A 17,506-nucleotide genomic window follows, 5' to 3' on the forward strand; every position below is an offset into this window, starting at 1 on the left:
GAGTATACGCCATGATTGATGTCGAGATTTTGTCGCGCATTCAATTTGCAATAAACATTAGTTTTCATATTTTATTTCCAACGATCACTATTGCGATGTGTTGGTTTTTAGTGTTTTTTAAAATACGATTTGATCAAACCGGCGATCCAGTCTGGATGAGAGCTTACCGATTTTGGGTCAAAATATTTGCCTTAACGTTTGCATTAGGTGTGGTTAGTGGCATTACCATGTCATTTCAGTTTGGAACCAATTGGCCCGGATTTATGGAGCGGGTTGGTAATGTTGCCGGACCTTTATTAGGTTATGAAGTATTAACGGCATTTTTCCTCGAAGCGACGTTTTTAGGCATTATGTTATTTGGCATAAAGCGGGTGTCTGCTCGTGTACATACGCTCGCCACCTGTATTGTTGCCTTTGGCACCACAATGTCAGCATTTTGGATCTTGTCGCTTAATTCTTGGATGCAGACTCCTCAAGGACACAAAATTGTCGATGGTATTGTCTATCCAGTTAATTGGATGGAAATCATCTTTAACCCTTCATTTCCATTTCGATTTTTTCATGTGTTATTGGCTTCCGCAATCACAGCGTCATTTTTAATTGCAGGGATCAGCGCCTATAGGATCAAACGCGGTGATACCAAAAGAGCGCCGTTACTCACGTTTAAAATAGCGGTTATTGCAGCGATGGTACTAACACCCATTCAAGCATTTGTTGGGGATTTACATGGCTTAAATACGTTGGAGAATCAGCCACAAAAAGTTGCTGCAATGGAAGGCGTTTGGGAAACGACAGAAGGGGCGCCTCTTTTGTTGTTTGCTATACCTGACGAAAAAATAGAACAAATAAATTTGAAATAGGGATCCCAAACTTAGCCAGTCTTATCTTAACCCACGATAAAAATGGCGAAATAAAGGGTCTTAACGAATTTGGAGAAAACCACCCTCCTGTTTTACCTGTATTTTTCAGTTTTCGTGTCATGGTTGGCATGGGTCTACTCATGATATTGGTTTCTTGGTTAGCCGGAAGTTATATCCTTCGCAAAAAAGCAGTCCCCAACTGGTTAACAACGACCTTTGTATGTATGAGTTTTAGCGGTTGGATAGCGACACTTGCTGGCTGGTATGTGACTGAAATAGGCCGTCAACCTTATATCGTTTCAGGCATTCTAAAAGTAAGTGAAGCTGTGACTGACTTGCCTACTGCACATGTTACAACAAGTTTGACTTTATATATTTTAACTTATGTGGGACTACTCGCGGCTTATCTACATACCATTTTTGTTATGGCTCGACGTGCGGTCGAAATAGAAGAAATAGACATTAGTGAGACTATTGTTTTAAAACAGCCGGCGTCAAATACATTGGAGAATCAGCATGTTTGATCAACATACCCTTGCCATAATTTACGTATGCTTAATGGGCCTCTCCGTAATCTTGTATGCAATTTTGGATGGTTACGACTTAGGAGTTGGCATGTTATTACCGTTAGATAACCAGTCAGAATCTGACATTATGGTCGCGAGTATTGGCCCATTTTGGGATGCTAACGAAACCTGGTTAGTTTTAGCGATTGGCTTACTATTAATCGCCTTTCCACAGGCACATAGCTTGATATTAAAGGAATTGTATATACCCGCTTCTGTTATGTTAATTGGGCTCATACTCAGAGGCGTGGCATTCGATTTTAGAGCTAAGGCTTCGTTTGGCCACAAACCTTCATGGGACAAAGCGTTCAAATTTGGTTCTTTTATCGCCGCGCTGTCACAGGGATTTATGTTAGGACTATTTGTTACGGGTTTCGACAAAAGTTTAGTCGGATACAGTTTTGCTATATTAAGTGCTTTAGGGGTTTGTGCGGCCTATTGCTTTATCGGTGCTATGTGGCTAACCATGAAGGCTGAAGGCGAGCTACAAATACGATCCATTAAAAACGGCAAAAAGATGCTTATCGTAACCTTTATCGGTGTAATTGCAGTATCGTTAACCAACTTAGCTTTAAATCCACAAATCTATTTAAAGTGGTTTACTTGGCCAAACTCAATATTTTTGGTCCCTATCCCGGTAATTTGTACCATTTTATTTGTTTTAACTTATATGTATCTGAAACACCTACAAAAATTTAAAGACCAGTTCCTAGGTCTGCCGTTTATCATGACAGCGCTCATATTTGTATTTAGCTTTGCGGGTTTAGGTTACAGTTTTTTCCCGTATATCGTACCTCAACACCTCACTATATGGGAAACAGTGGCGGCGCCAGAATCTTTGAACTTCTTATTATATGGTGCAATCGTTGTTGTACCAACGATATTAGCGTACACAGCTTATTCTTATCGAGTATTTTGGGGAAAGTGCAAGAACTTAGGTATTATTAAGCTATAACGTAAATTCCCTTAATATCAGGCTGGCTGAGTTCTCTCCAGCCTTTTATGATCGCTTTTCCACTAAATAAATATTGCTAATCAATAACAAAATTAACACCCCAAGCGATACATTTTTAATGTCAGCTGTGGTAAAATCCGCGCCAATTTTAAGCGTATAGGTTTTTTGTCCCAATTCATGTCTGAAAGTTTCTCTGAGAATTCGACTAAAAAAGTCATCGTAGGTATGTCTGGCGGCGTAGATTCGTCGGTTTCTGCGTATTTATTGCAAAAGCAAGGTTATCAAGTTGAAGGCCTTTTCATGAAAAATTGGGAAGAAGACGACGACTCAGAATATTGTTCTGCTGCTGAAGATCTTAAAGATGCGCAGGCAGTATGCGACAAACTTGGCATTGAACTGCATACCGTTAACTTTGCGTCAGAATACTGGGATAATGTTTTTGAGCATTTCTTAGAAGAATACAAGTCGGGTCGAACACCAAACCCTGACATTATGTGCAATAAAGAAATTAAGTTTAAAGCGTTTTTGCAATTTTCCGCAGAAATTTTATCTGCTGACTATATTGCAACTGGCCATTACGTCAGACGGACAGCGGATGACAACAATGCCCAAATGTTACGTGGACTTGATTCTAACAAAGATCAAAGTTACTTCTTATACGCCGTAAATCAGGCACAAATAGGACAAACCTTATTCCCTGTTGGCGAGCTAGAAAAACCAGAAGTTAGACGTATTGCTGAAGAACAGGGTTTAATAACAGCAGATAAGAAAGACTCGACTGGCATTTGTTTTATCGGTGAACGCAAGTTTAAAGACTTCTTACAACAATACTTACCAGCGCAACTATAGGTGACATTGAAACGCCTGAGGGCGAAGTTATCGGTCAACACGAAGGGTTAATGTATCATACGTTAGGTCAACGAAAAGGCCTGCTAATTGGCGGTTTAAAGGAATTTAAAGATCAACCTTGGTTTGTTGTCGATAAAGACGTCGAGAGAAACGTGCTTATCGTTGGTCAAGGTAAAAACCACCCTTTGCTGTTTTCTAATGGACTACACGCATCACAATTAAATTGGGTCGATAGCAAAGGTCCACAGGTCGAATCTAGGTTAACCGTTAAAACAAGATACCGCCAAGATGATATCGAATGTACCGTTTTCCCTGATTTGGAAAATGGCACGATTAAAGTGATATTTGATTCACCTCAACGAGCGGTAACGCCGGGGCAATCAGCAGTATTTTACGATGGTGAAGTGTGTTTAGGTGGCGGGATCATTGAGAGTTATATTCGATAAATGATGGAACAATCGCAGCGCGCCCAAACAATCGCATTATCGGCCGTTTGCCTGTCGGCTCAGTTAATTCAACTATTGGCCAAAGGCAAACCTTACGATAAAACTAACTTTAATGCGCTTTTAAGCGGCATTATGATCACCTCACCTAAGACTGTATTTGATGTATATCCGTCTATTGTTGAGCTAAGTGATGGTTGCGACCTGCTCGTCCATCAATTGTCAGGACAAACAACAACACGCGACGTAGAAGTTACGCGCTATGTTGCAGGTATAATGTCTTTGGCAAAAAATTATTAAAATCAAATTCAGCACTAAATCAATTGACAACATCACTTGAAAACGTTGAACGCCGTTTAGAACATTTTGAATTAACCTCGCCTTCTGTTGTGCAAAACTTTGCAGACAGTTATCGCGAAATTATCAGTCCAATCGGGCAAAAAATTCAAATCATTGGCAACCCAGACATATTAAAACAACCGGACATTCAAAATAAAGTCCGAGCCTTGTTATTAGCAGGCGTACGCGCCGCTGTTTTATGGCGTCAACTAGGCGGCCAAAGAAGACACTTTTTATTGAATCGCAAACGCATATTGCAAGACGCACTATCGTTTAAAAATGAATTAACATCCATTAGTTAGGAATAGAGGAAAGCAACGTCATGCAACTATCTGCACTTACTGCAATCTCACCAGTTGACGGCCGTTACGGCAATAAAACTGAAGAATTACGTCCAATTTTCAGTGAATTTGGTCTGGTAAAATACCGTGTTATCGTTGAAGTACGTTGGTTACAAAAGTTAGCGAAAACGGCTGCAATCCAGGAAGTACCTGAATTTTCTGCAGAAGCTAATGCTCTTTTAGATGCAATCGTTGATAACTTTTCAGAAGCCGATGCCCAGCGTGTTAAAGACATTGAAGCTACAACAAATCACGATGTAAAAGCCGTTGAATACTTTTTAAAAGAAAAGGTTGCTGACAATGCAGAATTAACTGCAGTTAACGAGTTTATTCATTTTGCTTGTACCTCTGAAGACATAAACAACCTTTCACATGGTTTAATGTTATCTGCTGCTCGCAAAGACGTTGTTTTGCCTTACTGTGACAAAATTCTGTCTGAGTTAAAACGCTTAGCAAACGAATACAAATCTATGCCGATGATGTGTCGTACACATGGTCAACCGGCAACACCATCTACTATGGGTAAAGAGATGGCAAACGTTTATGTTCGACTACAACGTCAACGTGAACAAATTGCTAACGTTGAGATGTTAGGAAAAATTAATGGTGCTGTTGGTAACTACAATGCACACATTTCTGCTTACCCAGAACATGACTGGCATCAACACGCTGAAGAGTTTGTAACCTCACTTGGTTTAACCTTTAATGCGTTTACTACCCAAATTGAACCACATGACTACATCGCTGAAATCTTTGACGCAATGGCGCGCTTTAACACGATATTAATCGATTTTGATCGTGATATCTGGGGTTACATTGCAATGGGTCACTTTAAGCAAAAAACCATAGCAGGCGAAATCGGCTCTTCAACAATGCCTCACAAAGTTAACCCAATAGACTTTGAAAACTCTGAAGGTAACTTAGGAATTGCTAATGCTATTTACGGTCACCTAGCAACAAAATTGCCAATCTCGCGCTGGCAACGTGATTTGACTGACTCTACAGTACTACGTACTTTAGGTGTTGGTGTTGCACATTCAATTATTGCTTATCAAGCCACGTTAAAAGGCATTAGCAAATTAGAAGTTAATGCCCAAAGTTTGCTTGATGAATTAGACAATAACTGGGAATTGTTAGCAGAGCCAATTCAAACCGTTATGCGTCGTTACGGTATTGAAAAACCTTACGAAAAATTAAAAGACCTAACTCGTGGTAAAAAAGTTAACCAACAAGTTATGGCTGAATTTATCGATGGTTTAGACCTTTCAGATAGTGTTAAAGCTGAACTGAAGTTATTAACACCGGCAAACTACATCGGCCGTGCTGTCGCATTTATCGACGAATTAAACTAAGTTTATATTCGTAAAAAGAGCCAGTCTATTGACTGGCTTTTTTATTGCCCATCATCCTACAAATTAAGAAGTCACTTTATGAATATCAATTGGCAAACCATTTCAAAAGAAACATTTTTGAAAGACTATTGGCAAAAAAACCAATATTACTAAAAAATGCATTACCAAATTTTCCATCACCAATTGCACCCGATGAAGTGGCTGGCTTAGCGATGGAATCCTTTATTGACTCTAGAGTAATAACCAACTCAGATAACAACTGGAAAGTTGCACAGGGGCCTTTTGAGGACTTTAGTCAATTTGGTGAACGTTGCTGGAGCTTGTTGGTACAAGGCGTCGACAATTGGTTTGACTCTGTTGATGAACTTAAATCTATGGTTAATTTCATTCCAAAATGGCGAATTGACGATGTTATGATCTCGTTCTCTACACATAGGCGGAGGGGTTGGTCCCCACTTTGATCAATATGATGTTTTTATCGTTCAGGGTATAGGGAAACGACAATGGCAAGTTGGAGCGGTAAATAAAGAAATAGAACACATTGAAGCGGCAACCGACCTGCTCCACGTACCGGCTTTTGAACCGATAATTGACGCAACCGTTACCAATGGTGACATTTTATATATTCCCCTTTCTCACCTCATCAAGGCGAAACAATAGAAAGCGCTCTTGCTTACAGCATTGGATTTAGAGCGCCTTCGAGTCAAGAATTGCTAAGTGGTATTGCCGATCATATCATTGATCAAAACCTTGGATTAGACCGCTTCACTGACACGGTTATTAACAACGACACCTCTGGTTTTGGATTATCTCCTGCAAACATTACCCAATTGCAAAAACAGGTACTAGACCTAGTCGGTGACAAGGCTCAATTTGAACATTATTTATTAACTCGACTTACCGCAGCGACGCGAGAGTTGAATGTAGAACCCCTCGCGGAACGAATCCCAGCAGATTATGGTAACGAATTATTTAATAGCGAAATTGAAATTCAAAAAGTGCTTGGTGTTAAACTCGCAATTTCCAGCGACGAGGAAAATTTGACTTTATTCTGTGATGGTGAAAATTACCCGCTGAGTTCTCAACAAGTTGAATTTGCGAATAAATTAATTTCCTGCTCATCAAGCGAGACATTAATATTAAAAAACATGATTTTTGTATAGAAAATAGCCAACTTATTACTACACTTATTAATTACGGCTATTTTTTTATATTGGATGAACATGAGTTACAAGGTTAATAACGTTAATTGGCGTAGAGAAACCGATTATATCGAGGAGATAAAAGAAGTACGAAATAAGGTTTTTATTTGCGAACACAGAATTCCTGAAACGGAAGAGTTTGATAACAACGACATAAATTGTGAACACGTATTAGTTAGAAACGAAGACGATAAAGCGGTAGCAACTGGACGTATTTGTGAAAATGGGAAAATTAGTCGTATTGCTGTTTTGATGAAATATAGGAACACCAACGCTGCACAAAAGGTAATCCAACAATTGTTGTCTATTGCGCATAGGAAAGGGATCAATCAAGTTACCATAGATGCAGAACTTGATAACGTAAGTTATTTTACTAATCAAGGATTCAAACCTGTTGGAGGTGTTTATATGGAAACAGGGCTACCCAAGCAAACGTTAAGCTGTTCGGTAAATAGCTTTGTTTGCCCGCATGGAATATTGCACTAAAAACCTAAGGCTTCTAGTGCAAAAACGGCCTAACCCCAAAAGCTTTCTATTTCAAAAATTTGATAAAGTCTATCTGCACAAAAGTTAGTATCTGCAGCTTCCTGTTTTAGCTGTTCGATTACCGCTTCATCAGTTTCAACCTGTTGTTTTGTCACGAGTTGTTCGACTTCAATTTGCCAACGTAATGCAAAAGACCGCGCAGCTTCACGTGCCGAATTTGCCGCAGACACAGGGAGAAAGTCATGTTTAATTTCTCCACATACAACCCAAAATTGGTTGCCGTCAGTTGATTTTAGTTTCCAGAATGCAATGACAGGCGGTAAATAACGACTGTCTTTAGTATCAACAGACTCGGTAATGATCCCGTTTTGCGCTAATATTTTAGTCGCTTCTTGATATGATGCTTTGCACCACTGATTAATTTCTTCTTCAGTTAAGGTATTAGTTTTATTTTCAGACATTATATTTTTAATTGTTCGCTATTTTTTCAAGACTGTACTAATTAATGAGTAAGGCTACAAGCGCTATTTTATTTACACTTCAAACTGGTCGCACCAGATCTGTCTTTTTCTAAATACTGGTAGAGAAAAAGCAGCTTTGGTAGAGTCCTGCTGATCATATCTATTTACTGGAGCAGTTGTGTCTGTATTTTCTCAAGTCGAATTTGACAACCATGAACAGGTTGTTTTCTGTTCAGATCAAGAAACGGGATTAAAAGCAATTATCGCCGTTCATAATACTAATTGTGGGCCGGCAGTAGGTGGCTGTCGTTTTTGGAATTACGCCTCAGACGAAGACGCGTTAATTGACGTACTTCGTTTATCAAAAGGCATGACCTACAAAAATGCGTTAGCTGGATTAAATTTTGGTGGCGGTAAAGCTGTTATTATAGGTGATCCTAAAAAGTTAAAGTCTGAAGCCTTATTTAAAGCGTTCGGCCATAAACTTAATAACATGAATGGTACCTACTATTCTGCTGAAGACGTAAATATTACGACAGCCGATATTATGCAAGCCCATAGTGTGACAGATTATGTTGTTGGATTAGAGGGCCAAAGTGGAAACCCTGCGCCGTTTACAGCGCTTGGAACCTATCTCGGCATCAAAGCCGCTGCAAAACATAAGTTTGGTTCTGATAACCTTGAAGGATTAACGCTATCAGTTCAGGGTTTAGGTTCAGTAGGTATGTATTTATGTGAACGTTTACACAATGATGGTGCCAAGCTTATTGTAACTGACATAAACAATGACTCAATTGATTACGCTGTTACGCATTACGCTGCAACAGCGGTTGGTTTAAATGACATTTATGCTGTGGATGCAGACATCTATGTTCCGTGTGCACTCGGTGCGACCGTTAACGACGACACGATACCGCAATTTAAAGTAAAAATTATTGCTGGTTGTGCAAACAATCAGTTAGCAAAACCACATCATGGCGATGCGCTGAAAGATAAGGGAATTTTATATGCCCCTGATTATGCAATTAATGCTGGCGGCATAATTAATATCTTTTTGAGCAAGATGAAGATGGTTATAGTGCAGAAAAAGCGACAGCCAAGGTTCACGAAATTTACGATACCTTGTTAGAAATTTTTCAACGTGCTGACAATGAAAACCGCCCTACACATGAAATAGCAGATATTATGGCGCAGGAAATTATCGCCAAAGGCGGAAAGTACAAATAATATTTGTTTAAACGCCTCAATTTAAAAGCCGCTTTTTAGCGGCTTTTTACTCTCTCCTATACTTATCCCACAACAGTCAGTTTGGCTAACATCTATTTATACTTAAAAGGAAAAAGTTCAGCACCGGCCTACTAATAAACGTATCTAATACCATTTTGGTTAAATATCTGATCTAATATGGCTAGGTTCATCATAGTGGAATATTCGAAAATTGGCTCATACATCACAGTCACTATTAGCTCTTTCAAGAAAGGAGCCCAATGCAAGAAAACGAATGAGATTATTGGCTGTTTCCCATTTTGTCGCCGGGGAAAGTAGAACAAGCATCGCTAGACGTCTTAATGTCGCAAGAGGTAGCGTGAACTTGTGGGTCCAAAACTACCTAGCCGATGGTCTTGCTGGCTTAGAAAACAAACCTATATCCGGTCGCCCAAGAAAATTGACAAGTAAGCAGCTGGCAATTTTAACCCAATTTATTAGTAAACGATCGACGTCTGAACAAGGCGGGAGATTAACCGGCTCAGATATTCGAGATTTTATCGACAATGAATTTAATGTCCGTTTCAATCTAAGTCATGTCTACAGTGTAATACATAGCCTAGGCTTCAACTGGATCACCAGTCGGTCTAAACATCCAAAACAATCACAAGAAGCGCAAGACGCTTTTAAAAAGTTCCTGTTGGAAACGATCCTTAACACTCCACTGAGGGTTATGCCAGACGATGTAGATGTTTGGTTCCAAGATGAAGCTCGTTTTGGTCAACAAAACACGACGAGTCGTGTTTGGGCAAAGAAAGGAAGCAGGCCACGAGCAGTCAAACAGCAACAATTCGAGTACGCCTATTTGTTTGGTGCGGTTTGCCCAGCAAATGGTAAAACTGAGGCGATAATAACCCCATACGTAAACAAAGAAGTAATGACATTACATATGGAGCAAATATCAAAGGCGACAGCATTAGGTAGACATGCCGTCGTCATAATGGATGGCGCAGGTTGGCACACATTCGATACGGTTCAGCCATTTGATAATGTCACTCTCATCAAATTGCCACCGTATTCACCAGAGTTGAATCCAATAGAGCAAGTATGGAGTTGGATTAGGCAACATCATATCGCGAACCGATGTTTTGAAGGTTATAACGATATTGTCGACTCTTGTACGAAAGCATGGAACGATTTTATCAGCGATACAAAACGGGTGACAAAAATGTGTACGAGGGATTGGATATGCCTGACCTAATCTTTTTCCGAAATGGTATAATATTAGAATTTTATAACAAGTTAAACAGACATGGAACTAACCAAACGGCCTGCAATCCCCTTATTAACAGACCATTACAATTCCATTACTAATTCATAGCGGCCTCTTTATTGAGTAAATCTTTGAAGGTGACAAGCTAATGCTTCCATAATTTAAGAGAAGTAAAATGAATAAACACATTTCAGCATTTATGATTTTAATAATAAGTATTTTAGTATCTTTACTAGCAGGTTGTAGTGACGACAGCTCAACTAAGCCAACTGAAATTGCAAAGGAAGTAATTCAATGTTCAGAAGTTACAATTCCAGATGATATGGATTGTATGCCTTGGGACAATCGTGACATAACGGTATATGCACCAAGTTTGCCAATCAAGGGCATAGCAATATTGTTACATGGAGCACCTATGACACCAAAAAAGGTTAATACAATTTTTAATGCTAAATTACTCGGTGACACTCAAAGCTTACTTGTCGCTACGCCACAGGGAATTAATAGATTCTGGGGGTGGGACAGTGTAAACGACACAGAAAATAAATTAGGTGATGTTAACTTTTTAAGTAGTGTCATAGACCAATTGAAAATCGAATATAACATCACGAGCGACATTGTGTATTTTTAGGGTATTCCGCTGGCGGTTTTATGACATACAAACTTGCTTGTACTATTCCTGAAAAAATCACTGCAATCGTAGCGTTAGCAGGACAGTTTCGTGGAGAATTTGAAAAATGTTCTACTGCAACCCCGTCGCCATGCACCATATTCATAGCGATATAGATAATGAAGTTCCAATAACAGGTCGAGAATTGGGCCAGATAAGATCTGTCGAAGAAACCATAGCACACTGGCAATTAAAAAACGGTTGCAGTAATTCTTTTGAAACAACTCTACAGGCCAAAGTAACTGCAGTTAGCAATGGGACAACAACTCAAGTATGGCAAGATTGTTCTAAACCTGTAACCTTTTCAGAAATTGACAATGTTCCTCATACCTCAAATTATGACTCTGCTGCCCTACTTGAAATTTATGGCTGGATATTTAATTAAACTTAAAATTCTAGCAATGGAGTCGCAATCTCCCTAGTGCCAAATACAGAGGAGGTTCATAGATCGCTTTAAATTGGCTCATGATTTCAGGACATAAAACGTCCTCTGCATTTTGAAGGAGATCTCAAATATCGCTTCGCGATTTTGAGATGACGAGTTTTTCTTGCAGTAAACGTCATTTCATAGCTTGTAATATGAGTCGAGCCTTAGCGATATTTGGAACCTCCAACCGAGTGCAGAGGAAGTTCATAATTCGCTTTAAATTAGCTCATAAGTTCGGAATAAAAACGTCATTCCAAAAGAGCTTTAGCGATATTTGGAACCTCCAATCGAGTGCAGAGGAAGTTCATAATTCGTTTTAAATTAGCTCATAAATTCAGAACAAAAAACGTCATTCCAAAAGAGCCTTATACCATTTCATTTTAAATTGTGATCTAATAACAGCACTTACAGTCTAATCGTTTATAAATGTGAAAGTAAATTCTAAAAATGATGTTTTGGCCTTAGCCAAAGCTGAACAAAACGCACGTAAAAAGTTACGCCTTTTGGCCGTTTACCATTTTCTAGATGGTAAAAATAGAACCCAGATAGCCAGTATGCTAGTCGTAAGCCGGCGTATCGTTAATGAATGGATTAAGCGGTACCTTTCCTTTGGCTTAGATGGATTGGAAAGTAAAAAAGCAAAAGGACGAGAACCGTATCTAAACGAGATCCAAAAACTAAAATTAGCCAAGTTTGTTGAAAAACAATCCGTTAGCGCAACAGGCGGCAGATTGACTGGTGAACGAATACACCGTTACATCGTGGATAACTTTGGCGTAACTTACCACCCGAATTCCGTCTACAAATTACTCGAATCTTTAGGCTATAGCTGGATAACGAGTCGCTCTAATACCATTTCATTTTAAATTGTGATCTAATAACAGCACTTACAGTCTAATCGTTTATAAATGTGAAAGTAAATTCTAAAAATGATGTTTTGGCCTTAGCCAAAGCTGAACAAAACGCACGTAAAAAGTTACGCCTTTTGGCCGTTTACCATTTTCTAGATGGTAAAAATAGAACCCAGATAGCCAGTATGCTAGTCGTAAGCCGGCGTATCGTTAATGAATGGATTAAGCGGTACCTTTCCTTTGGCTTAGATGGATTGGAAAGTAAAAAAGCAAAAGGACGAGAACCGTATCTAAACGAGATCCAAAAACTAAAATTAGCCAAGTTTGTTGAAAAACAATCCGTTAGCGCAACAGGCGGCAGATTGACTGGTGAACGAATACACCGTTACATCGTGGATAACTTTGGCGTAACTTACCACCCGAATTCCGTCTACAAATTACTCGAATCTTTAGGCTATAGCTGGATAACGAGTCGCTCTAAGCACCCAAAGCAGTCTCAGAATAACCAAGAGACTTTTAAAAAAGTTCACCCTGAAACGATCCTTAACACTCCATTTAATGTTATGCCTAAAGATATGGATATATGGTTTCAAGACGAAGCAAGGTTTGGACAGCAAAATACAACGACAAGAGTTTGGGCAAAAAAGGGACTAGGCCAAGAGCGGTCAAACAGCAACAATTTGAATATGCGTATCTCTTCGGCGCAGTCTGCCCACGCAATGGAAGGACAGAAGCGCTGATCACTCCATACGTTAACAAAGAAGTAATGACATTGCATATGGAGCAAATATCAAAGGCGACACCAATAGGCCGACATGCCGTAGTTATCATGGATGGTGCAGGCTGGCATACGCTCGATACGGTACAACCATTTGATAATGTGACGCTAATAAAACTTCCACCATATTCACCAGAACTGAATCCAATCGAACAAGTATGGAGTTGGATGCGTCAGCACCATTTAGCCAATAAAAGTTTTAAAGGTTATGACGACATTGTGAACTCATGTACAAAAGCATGGAATTGCTTCATTAGCGATACAAAAAGAGTCATTAAAATGTGTACTAGGGCTTGGGCTTCAGTGGGAACAAATTAAGGTGGATTGGTATAAGCACCCAAAGCAGTCTCAGAATAACCAAGAGACTTTTAAAAAAGTTCACCCTGAAACGATCCTTAACACTCCATTTAATGTTATGCCTAAAGATATGGATATATGGTTTCAAGACGAAGCAAGGTTTGGACAGCAAAATACAACGACAAGAGTTTGGGCAAAAAAAGGGACTAGGCCAAGAGCGGTCAAACAGCAACAATTTGAATATGCGTATCTCTTCGGCGCAGTCTGCCCACGCAATGGAAGGACAGAAGCGCTGATCACTCCATACGTTAACAAAGAAGTAATGACATTGCATATGGAGCAAATATCAAAGGCGACACCAATAGGCCGACATGCCGTAGTTATCATGGATGGTGCAGGCTGGCATACGCTCGATACGGTACAACCATTTGATAATGTGACGCTAATAAAACTTCCACCATATTCACCAGAACTGAATCCAATCGAACAAGTATGGAGTTGGATGCGTCAGCACCATTTAGCCAATAAAAGTTTTAAAGGTTATGACGACATTGTGAACTCATGTACAAAAGCATGGAATTGCTTCATTAGCGATACAAAAAGAGTCATTAAAATGTGTACTAGGGCTTGGGCTTCAGTGGGAACAAATTAAGGTGGATTGGTATTAGCGATATTTGGAACCTCCAACCGAGTGCAGAGGAAATCAACCTGAGCTTTTGAAATTGTTTAACGCCAAAACGAAAAAATCCCTTGAACTTTCGTTCAAGGGATTTTTCGAATGGGAGCCTGACGGTGAGCTACTCTCGCATGACAAATGCCACACTACCATCGCCGCAGCTGCGTTTCACTTCTGAGTTCGAAATGGAGTCAGGTGGTTCCACAGCGCTATTGCCACTATAGGCAAAAGCTGTTTTTGGTACATGGATGTACTTATGTCGCGAAGCTAGGGATGGCTAGGAGCGACGTAATCAACATCAATATACTCAAATTAATTGATTTAACATTCAGAAAGCTCGTACCGCCTAAGGCAATACGGTATAAATAAGATTTGTATTCACACATTCAATAATTTCGACCATCAATGTCTTAAGAACACTTAAGCGTTGTATGGTTAAGCCTCACGGGCAATTAGTATAAGTTAGCTTAATGCCTCACAGCACTTCCACACCTTACCTATCAACGTTGTAGTCTTCAACGACCCTTTAGGACAGTTAAACTGTCAGGGATGACTCATCTCGAGGCTCGCTTCCCGCTTAGATGCTTTCAGCGGTTATCGATTCCGAACGTAGCTACCGGGCAATGCCATTGGCATGACAACCCGAACACCAGCGGTTCGTCCACTCCGGTCCTCTCGTACTAGGAGCAGCTCCTCTCAATCATCCAACGCCCACGGCAGATAGGGACCGAACTGTCTCACGACGTTCTAAACCCAGCTCGCGTACCACTTTAAATGGCGAACAGCCATACCCTTGGGACCGACTTCAGCCCCAGGATGTGATGAGCCGACATCGAGGTGCCAAACACCGCCGTCGATATGAACTCTTGGGCGGTATCAGCCTGTTATCCCCGGAGTACCTTTTATCCGTTGAGCGATGGCCCTTCCATACAGAGCCACCGGATCACTATGACCTACTTTCGTACCTGCTCGACGTGTCTGTCTCGCAGTTAAGCTTGCTTCTACCATTACACTAACCGTACGATGTCCGACCGTACTTAGCAAACCTTCGTGCTCCTCCGTTACTCTTTGGGAGGAGACCGCCCCAGTCAAACTACCCACCAGACACTGTCCGCAACCCCGATAAGGGGCCAACGTTAGAACATCAAACATACAAGGGTGGTATTTCAAGGTTGGCTCCACCTGAACTGGCGTCCAAGTTTCATAGCCTCCCACCTATCCTACACATGTAGGCTCAATGTTCAGTGTCAAGCTGTAGTAAAGGTTCACGGGGTCTTTCCGTCTAGCCGCGGGTACACAGCATCTTCACTGCGATTTCAATTTCACTGAGTCTCGGGTGGAGACAGCGTGGCCATCATTACACCATTCGTGCAGGTCGGAACTTACCCGACAAGGAATTTCGCTACCTTAGGACCGTTATAGTTACGGCCGCCGTTTACCGGGGCTTCGATCATGAGCTTCTCTTGCGATAACCCAATCAATTAACCTTCCGGCACCGGGCAGGTGTCACACCCTATACGTCATCTTTCGATTTAGCAGAGTGCTGTGTTTTTAATAAACAGTTGCAGCCACCAGGTCACTGCGACCGGCTTCAGCTTAAGGAGCATGTCCTATCACCAAAACCGGCGTACCTTCTCCCGAAGTTACGGTACCATTTTGCCTAGTTCCTTCACCCGAGTTCTCTCAAGCGCCTTAGTATTCTCTACCTGACCACCTGTGTCGGTTTAGGGTACGGTTTTCAATCATCTGAAGCTTAGAGGCTTTTCCTGGAAGTATGGCATCAATGACTTCTACTCCGTAGAGTATCGTCTCGTATCTCAGTTCTAGCCGCCCGGATTTACCTAAGCAGCCAACCTACATACTTTCACACGGACAACCAACGCCGTGCTCACCTAGCCTTCTCCGTCCCCCCATCGCAATGATTAAAAGTACAGAAATATTAATCTGTTTCCCATCGACTACGCATTTCTGCCTCGCCTTAGGGGCCGACTTACCCTACCCTGATTAGCATGGGATAGGAACCCTTGGTCTTTCGGCGTGGGAGTTTTTCACTCCCATTATCGTTACTCATGTCAACATTCGCACTTCTGATATGTCCAGCAACCCTCTCGAGTCACCTTCAGCCACTTACAGAACGCTCCCCTACCTAGCGTAATAAATTACGCTACCGCAGCTTCGGTGTATTGCTTAGCCCCGTTACATCTTCCGCGCAGGCCGACTCGACTAGTGAGCTATTACGCTTTCTTTAAAGGGTGGCTGCTTCTAAGCCAACCTCCTAGCTGTCTAAGCCTTCCCACATCGTTTCCCACTTAGCAATAACTTTGGGACCTTAGCTGGCGGTCTGGGTTGTTTCCCTCTCCACGACGAACGTTAGCACCCGCCGTGTGTCTCCCGGATAGTACTTTACGGTATTCGGAGTTTGCATGGGGTTGGTAAGCCGGGATGGCCCCTAGCCCAAACAGTGCTCTACCCCGTAAGTATTCGTCCGAGGCTCTACCTAAATAGATTTCGGGGAGAACCAGCTATCTCCCGGTTTGATTAGCCTTTCACTCCTAGCCACAAGTCATCCCCTAACTTTTCAACGTTAGTGGGTTCGGTCCTCCAGTTGATGTTACTCAACCTTCAACCTGCTCATGGCTAGATCACCGGGTTTCGGGTCTATACCTTGCAACTAGACGGGCAGTTAACCCTCGCTTTCACTACGGCTCCCCTATTCGGTTAACCTTGCTACAAAATATAAGTCGTTGACCCATTATACAAAAGGTACGCAGTCACAGAACAAGTCTGCTCCTACTGCTTGTACGTATACGGTTTCAGGTTCTATTTCACTCCCCTCACAGGGGTTCTTTTCGCCTTTCCCTCACGGTACTGGTTCACTATCGGTCAATTGGGAGTATTTAGCCTTAGAGGATGGTCCCCCTATCTTCAGTCAAGGTTTCTCGTGCCCCGACCTACTTAATATGTCCAATATAGCTTGTCGTGTACGGGACTATCACCCTTTACTGTGCAACTTTCCAGATGCTTCCACTAAACTATACTGATTCGGCTGTTTCCCTTTCGCTCGCCGCTACTCAGGAAATCTCGGTTGATTTCTTTTCCTCTGGGTACTTAGATGTTTCAGTTCTCCAGGTTTGCCTCGCATAGCTATGTATTCACTATGCGATACCCTAAAAGGGTGGGTTTCCCCATTCAGAAATTCTGGTCTATAACGGTTTTTATCACCTTAACCAGACTTATCGCAGATTAACACGTCTTTCATCGCCTCCAATTGCCAAGGCATCCACCGTATACGCTTATTCACTTAACCATACAACCTTAAGTATTCTCATACTGTCAGTCGTAGGTTATGCCATTTTGATTGCACTCGCTAAAAGTACAATCGACATAAATAACGCTTGAGTTTTCTTCTTACAGTGATAATCAAAATTATTTTTTAAATTGTTGAATAACAAATTAAATAAACAATAATGTTTA

The 17,506-nt window shown here is 41.1% G+C and carries 12 protein-coding genes, 2 rRNA genes and 5 pseudogenes; 16 read left to right on the plus strand and 3 right to left on the minus strand.

The genetic code is table 11. The annotated features are described in order from the left end of the window. Positions 1 to 11 precede the first annotated feature (11 nt). From PN838_RS04065 to PN838_RS04100, 9 genes and pseudogenes are all read left to right on the plus strand, one after another. A pseudogene (locus PN838_RS04065) lies at positions 12 to 1,384 on the plus strand (cytochrome ubiquinol oxidase subunit I). Beyond that, positions 1,377 to 2,381: a cytochrome d ubiquinol oxidase subunit II gene (gene cydB, locus PN838_RS04070; protein ID WP_272179838.1), complete on the plus strand. Its 1,005-nt coding sequence runs from the start codon at positions 1,377 to 1,379 to the stop codon at positions 2,379 to 2,381. The pseudogene PN838_RS04065 and the gene cydB overlap by 8 nt, the downstream one beginning before the upstream one ends. 177 nt (positions 2,382 to 2,558) lie before the next feature. After that, positions 2,559 to 3,676: pseudogene (gene mnmA / locus PN838_RS04075) on the plus strand (tRNA 2-thiouridine(34) synthase MnmA). 3 nt (positions 3,677 to 3,679) lie between these two features. Next, positions 3,680 to 4,314, plus strand: a pseudogene (gene hflD, locus PN838_RS04080) (high frequency lysogenization protein HflD). 20 nt (positions 4,315 to 4,334) lie between these two features. Further along, a complete protein-coding gene (gene purB / locus PN838_RS04085; RefSeq protein ID WP_215962304.1) occupies positions 4,335 to 5,705 on the plus strand; it encodes an adenylosuccinate lyase in 1,371 nt (456 codons plus the stop codon). A gap of 128 nt (positions 5,706 to 5,833) precedes the next feature. Continuing rightward, positions 5,834 to 6,166: a cupin domain-containing protein gene (locus PN838_RS04090; RefSeq protein WP_272179839.1), complete on the plus strand. Its 333-nt coding sequence runs from the start codon at positions 5,834 to 5,836 to the stop codon at positions 6,164 to 6,166. 28 nt (positions 6,167 to 6,194) lie between these two features. Then, on the plus strand, positions 6,195 to 6,365 hold the full coding sequence (locus PN838_RS26980; protein ID WP_370661087.1) for a JmjC domain-containing protein: 171 nt from the start codon (positions 6,195 to 6,197) through the stop codon (positions 6,363 to 6,365). Between the two features lie 50 nt (positions 6,366 to 6,415). Next, a complete protein-coding gene (locus PN838_RS04095) occupies positions 6,416 to 6,868 on the plus strand; it encodes a hypothetical protein (RefSeq protein WP_334313272.1) in 453 nt (150 codons plus the stop codon). A gap of 60 nt (positions 6,869 to 6,928) precedes the next feature. Next, on the plus strand, positions 6,929 to 7,393 hold the full coding sequence (locus PN838_RS04100; protein ID WP_272179840.1) for a GNAT family N-acetyltransferase: 465 nt from the start codon (positions 6,929 to 6,931) through the stop codon (positions 7,391 to 7,393). Positions 7,394 to 7,422: 29 nt separating this feature from the next. Here the strand turns inward: PN838_RS04100 and PN838_RS04105 are convergent, their stop codons facing one another. Then, positions 7,423 to 7,854 carry a DUF4826 family protein gene (locus PN838_RS04105; RefSeq protein WP_272179841.1) on the minus strand — a complete coding sequence of 144 codons (432 nt, stop codon included), beginning with the start codon at positions 7,852 to 7,854 and terminating at the stop codon, positions 7,423 to 7,425. Positions 7,855 to 8,032: 178 nt separating this feature from the next. Between PN838_RS04105 and PN838_RS04110 the strand changes: the two are divergent. From PN838_RS04110 to PN838_RS04140, 7 genes and pseudogenes are all read left to right on the plus strand, one after another. Then, a pseudogene (locus tag PN838_RS04110) lies at positions 8,033 to 9,081 on the plus strand (Leu/Phe/Val dehydrogenase). A gap of 274 nt (positions 9,082 to 9,355) precedes the next feature. Further along, on the plus strand, positions 9,356 to 10,321 hold the full coding sequence (locus PN838_RS04115) for an IS630 family transposase (RefSeq protein ID WP_272179842.1): 966 nt from the start codon (positions 9,356 to 9,358) through the stop codon (positions 10,319 to 10,321). Positions 10,322 to 10,508: 187 nt separating this feature from the next. After that, positions 10,509 to 10,964: an alpha/beta hydrolase family protein gene (locus tag PN838_RS04120; protein ID WP_272179843.1), complete on the plus strand. Its 456-nt coding sequence runs from the start codon at positions 10,509 to 10,511 to the stop codon at positions 10,962 to 10,964. 130 nt (positions 10,965 to 11,094) lie between these two features. Continuing rightward, positions 11,095 to 11,388, plus strand: coding sequence for an alpha/beta hydrolase family protein (locus PN838_RS04125; RefSeq protein WP_272179844.1), 294 nt, complete (start codon positions 11,095 to 11,097; stop codon positions 11,386 to 11,388). Positions 11,389 to 11,858: 470 nt separating this feature from the next. Next, positions 11,859 to 12,296 carry a helix-turn-helix domain-containing protein gene (locus tag PN838_RS04130; protein WP_272179845.1) on the plus strand — a complete coding sequence of 146 codons (438 nt, stop codon included), beginning with the start codon at positions 11,859 to 11,861 and terminating at the stop codon, positions 12,294 to 12,296. A 44-nt stretch (positions 12,297 to 12,340) separates the two neighbouring features. After that, positions 12,341 to 13,377 (plus strand): IS630 family transposase gene (locus tag PN838_RS04135; RefSeq protein WP_272180397.1). Its coding sequence is split into 2 segments (ribosomal slippage): positions 12,341 to 12,923 and positions 12,923 to 13,377, totalling 1,038 coding nucleotides; the frame shifts between segments, so codons are not numbered across the junction. After that, positions 13,352 to 14,008, plus strand: a pseudogene (locus PN838_RS04140) (IS630 family transposase); the annotation flags it as partial. The gene PN838_RS04135 and the pseudogene PN838_RS04140, both read left to right, overlap by 26 nt. 132 nt (positions 14,009 to 14,140) lie before the next feature. Here PN838_RS04140 and rrf read toward each other — a convergent pair. Both rrf and PN838_RS04150 read right to left on the minus strand, forming a co-directional pair. After that, positions 14,141 to 14,255, minus strand: a 5S ribosomal RNA gene (gene rrf, locus PN838_RS04145). A gap of 208 nt (positions 14,256 to 14,463) precedes the next feature. Next, positions 14,464 to 17,339 (minus strand): 23S ribosomal RNA (locus tag PN838_RS04150). Positions 17,340 to 17,506 lie beyond the last annotated feature (167 nt).

It is taken from the genome of Psychrosphaera algicola (assembly GCF_028401425.1).
Lineage (GTDB): Bacteria > Pseudomonadota > Gammaproteobacteria > Enterobacterales > Alteromonadaceae > Psychrosphaera > Psychrosphaera algicola.

Coding starts and splice junctions, on each gene's coding strand:
- PN838_RS04105 (WP_272179841.1), bottom strand. CDS start 7,854: ATGTCTGAAAATAAAACTAATACCTTAACTGAAGAAGAAATTAATCAG.
- PN838_RS04100 (WP_272179840.1), top strand. CDS start 6,929: ATGAGTTACAAGGTTAATAACGTTAATTGGCGTAGAGAAACCGATTAT.
- purB (WP_215962304.1), top strand. CDS start 4,335: ATGCAACTATCTGCACTTACTGCAATCTCACCAGTTGACGGCCGTTAC.
- PN838_RS04120 (WP_272179843.1), top strand. CDS start 10,509: ATGAATAAACACATTTCAGCATTTATGATTTTAATAATAAGTATTTTA.
- cydB (WP_272179838.1), top strand. CDS start 1,377: ATGTTTGATCAACATACCCTTGCCATAATTTACGTATGCTTAATGGGC.
- PN838_RS04125 (WP_272179844.1), top strand. CDS start 11,095: ATGCACCATATTCATAGCGATATAGATAATGAAGTTCCAATAACAGGT.
- PN838_RS04115 (WP_272179842.1), top strand. CDS start 9,356: ATGAGATTATTGGCTGTTTCCCATTTTGTCGCCGGGGAAAGTAGAACA.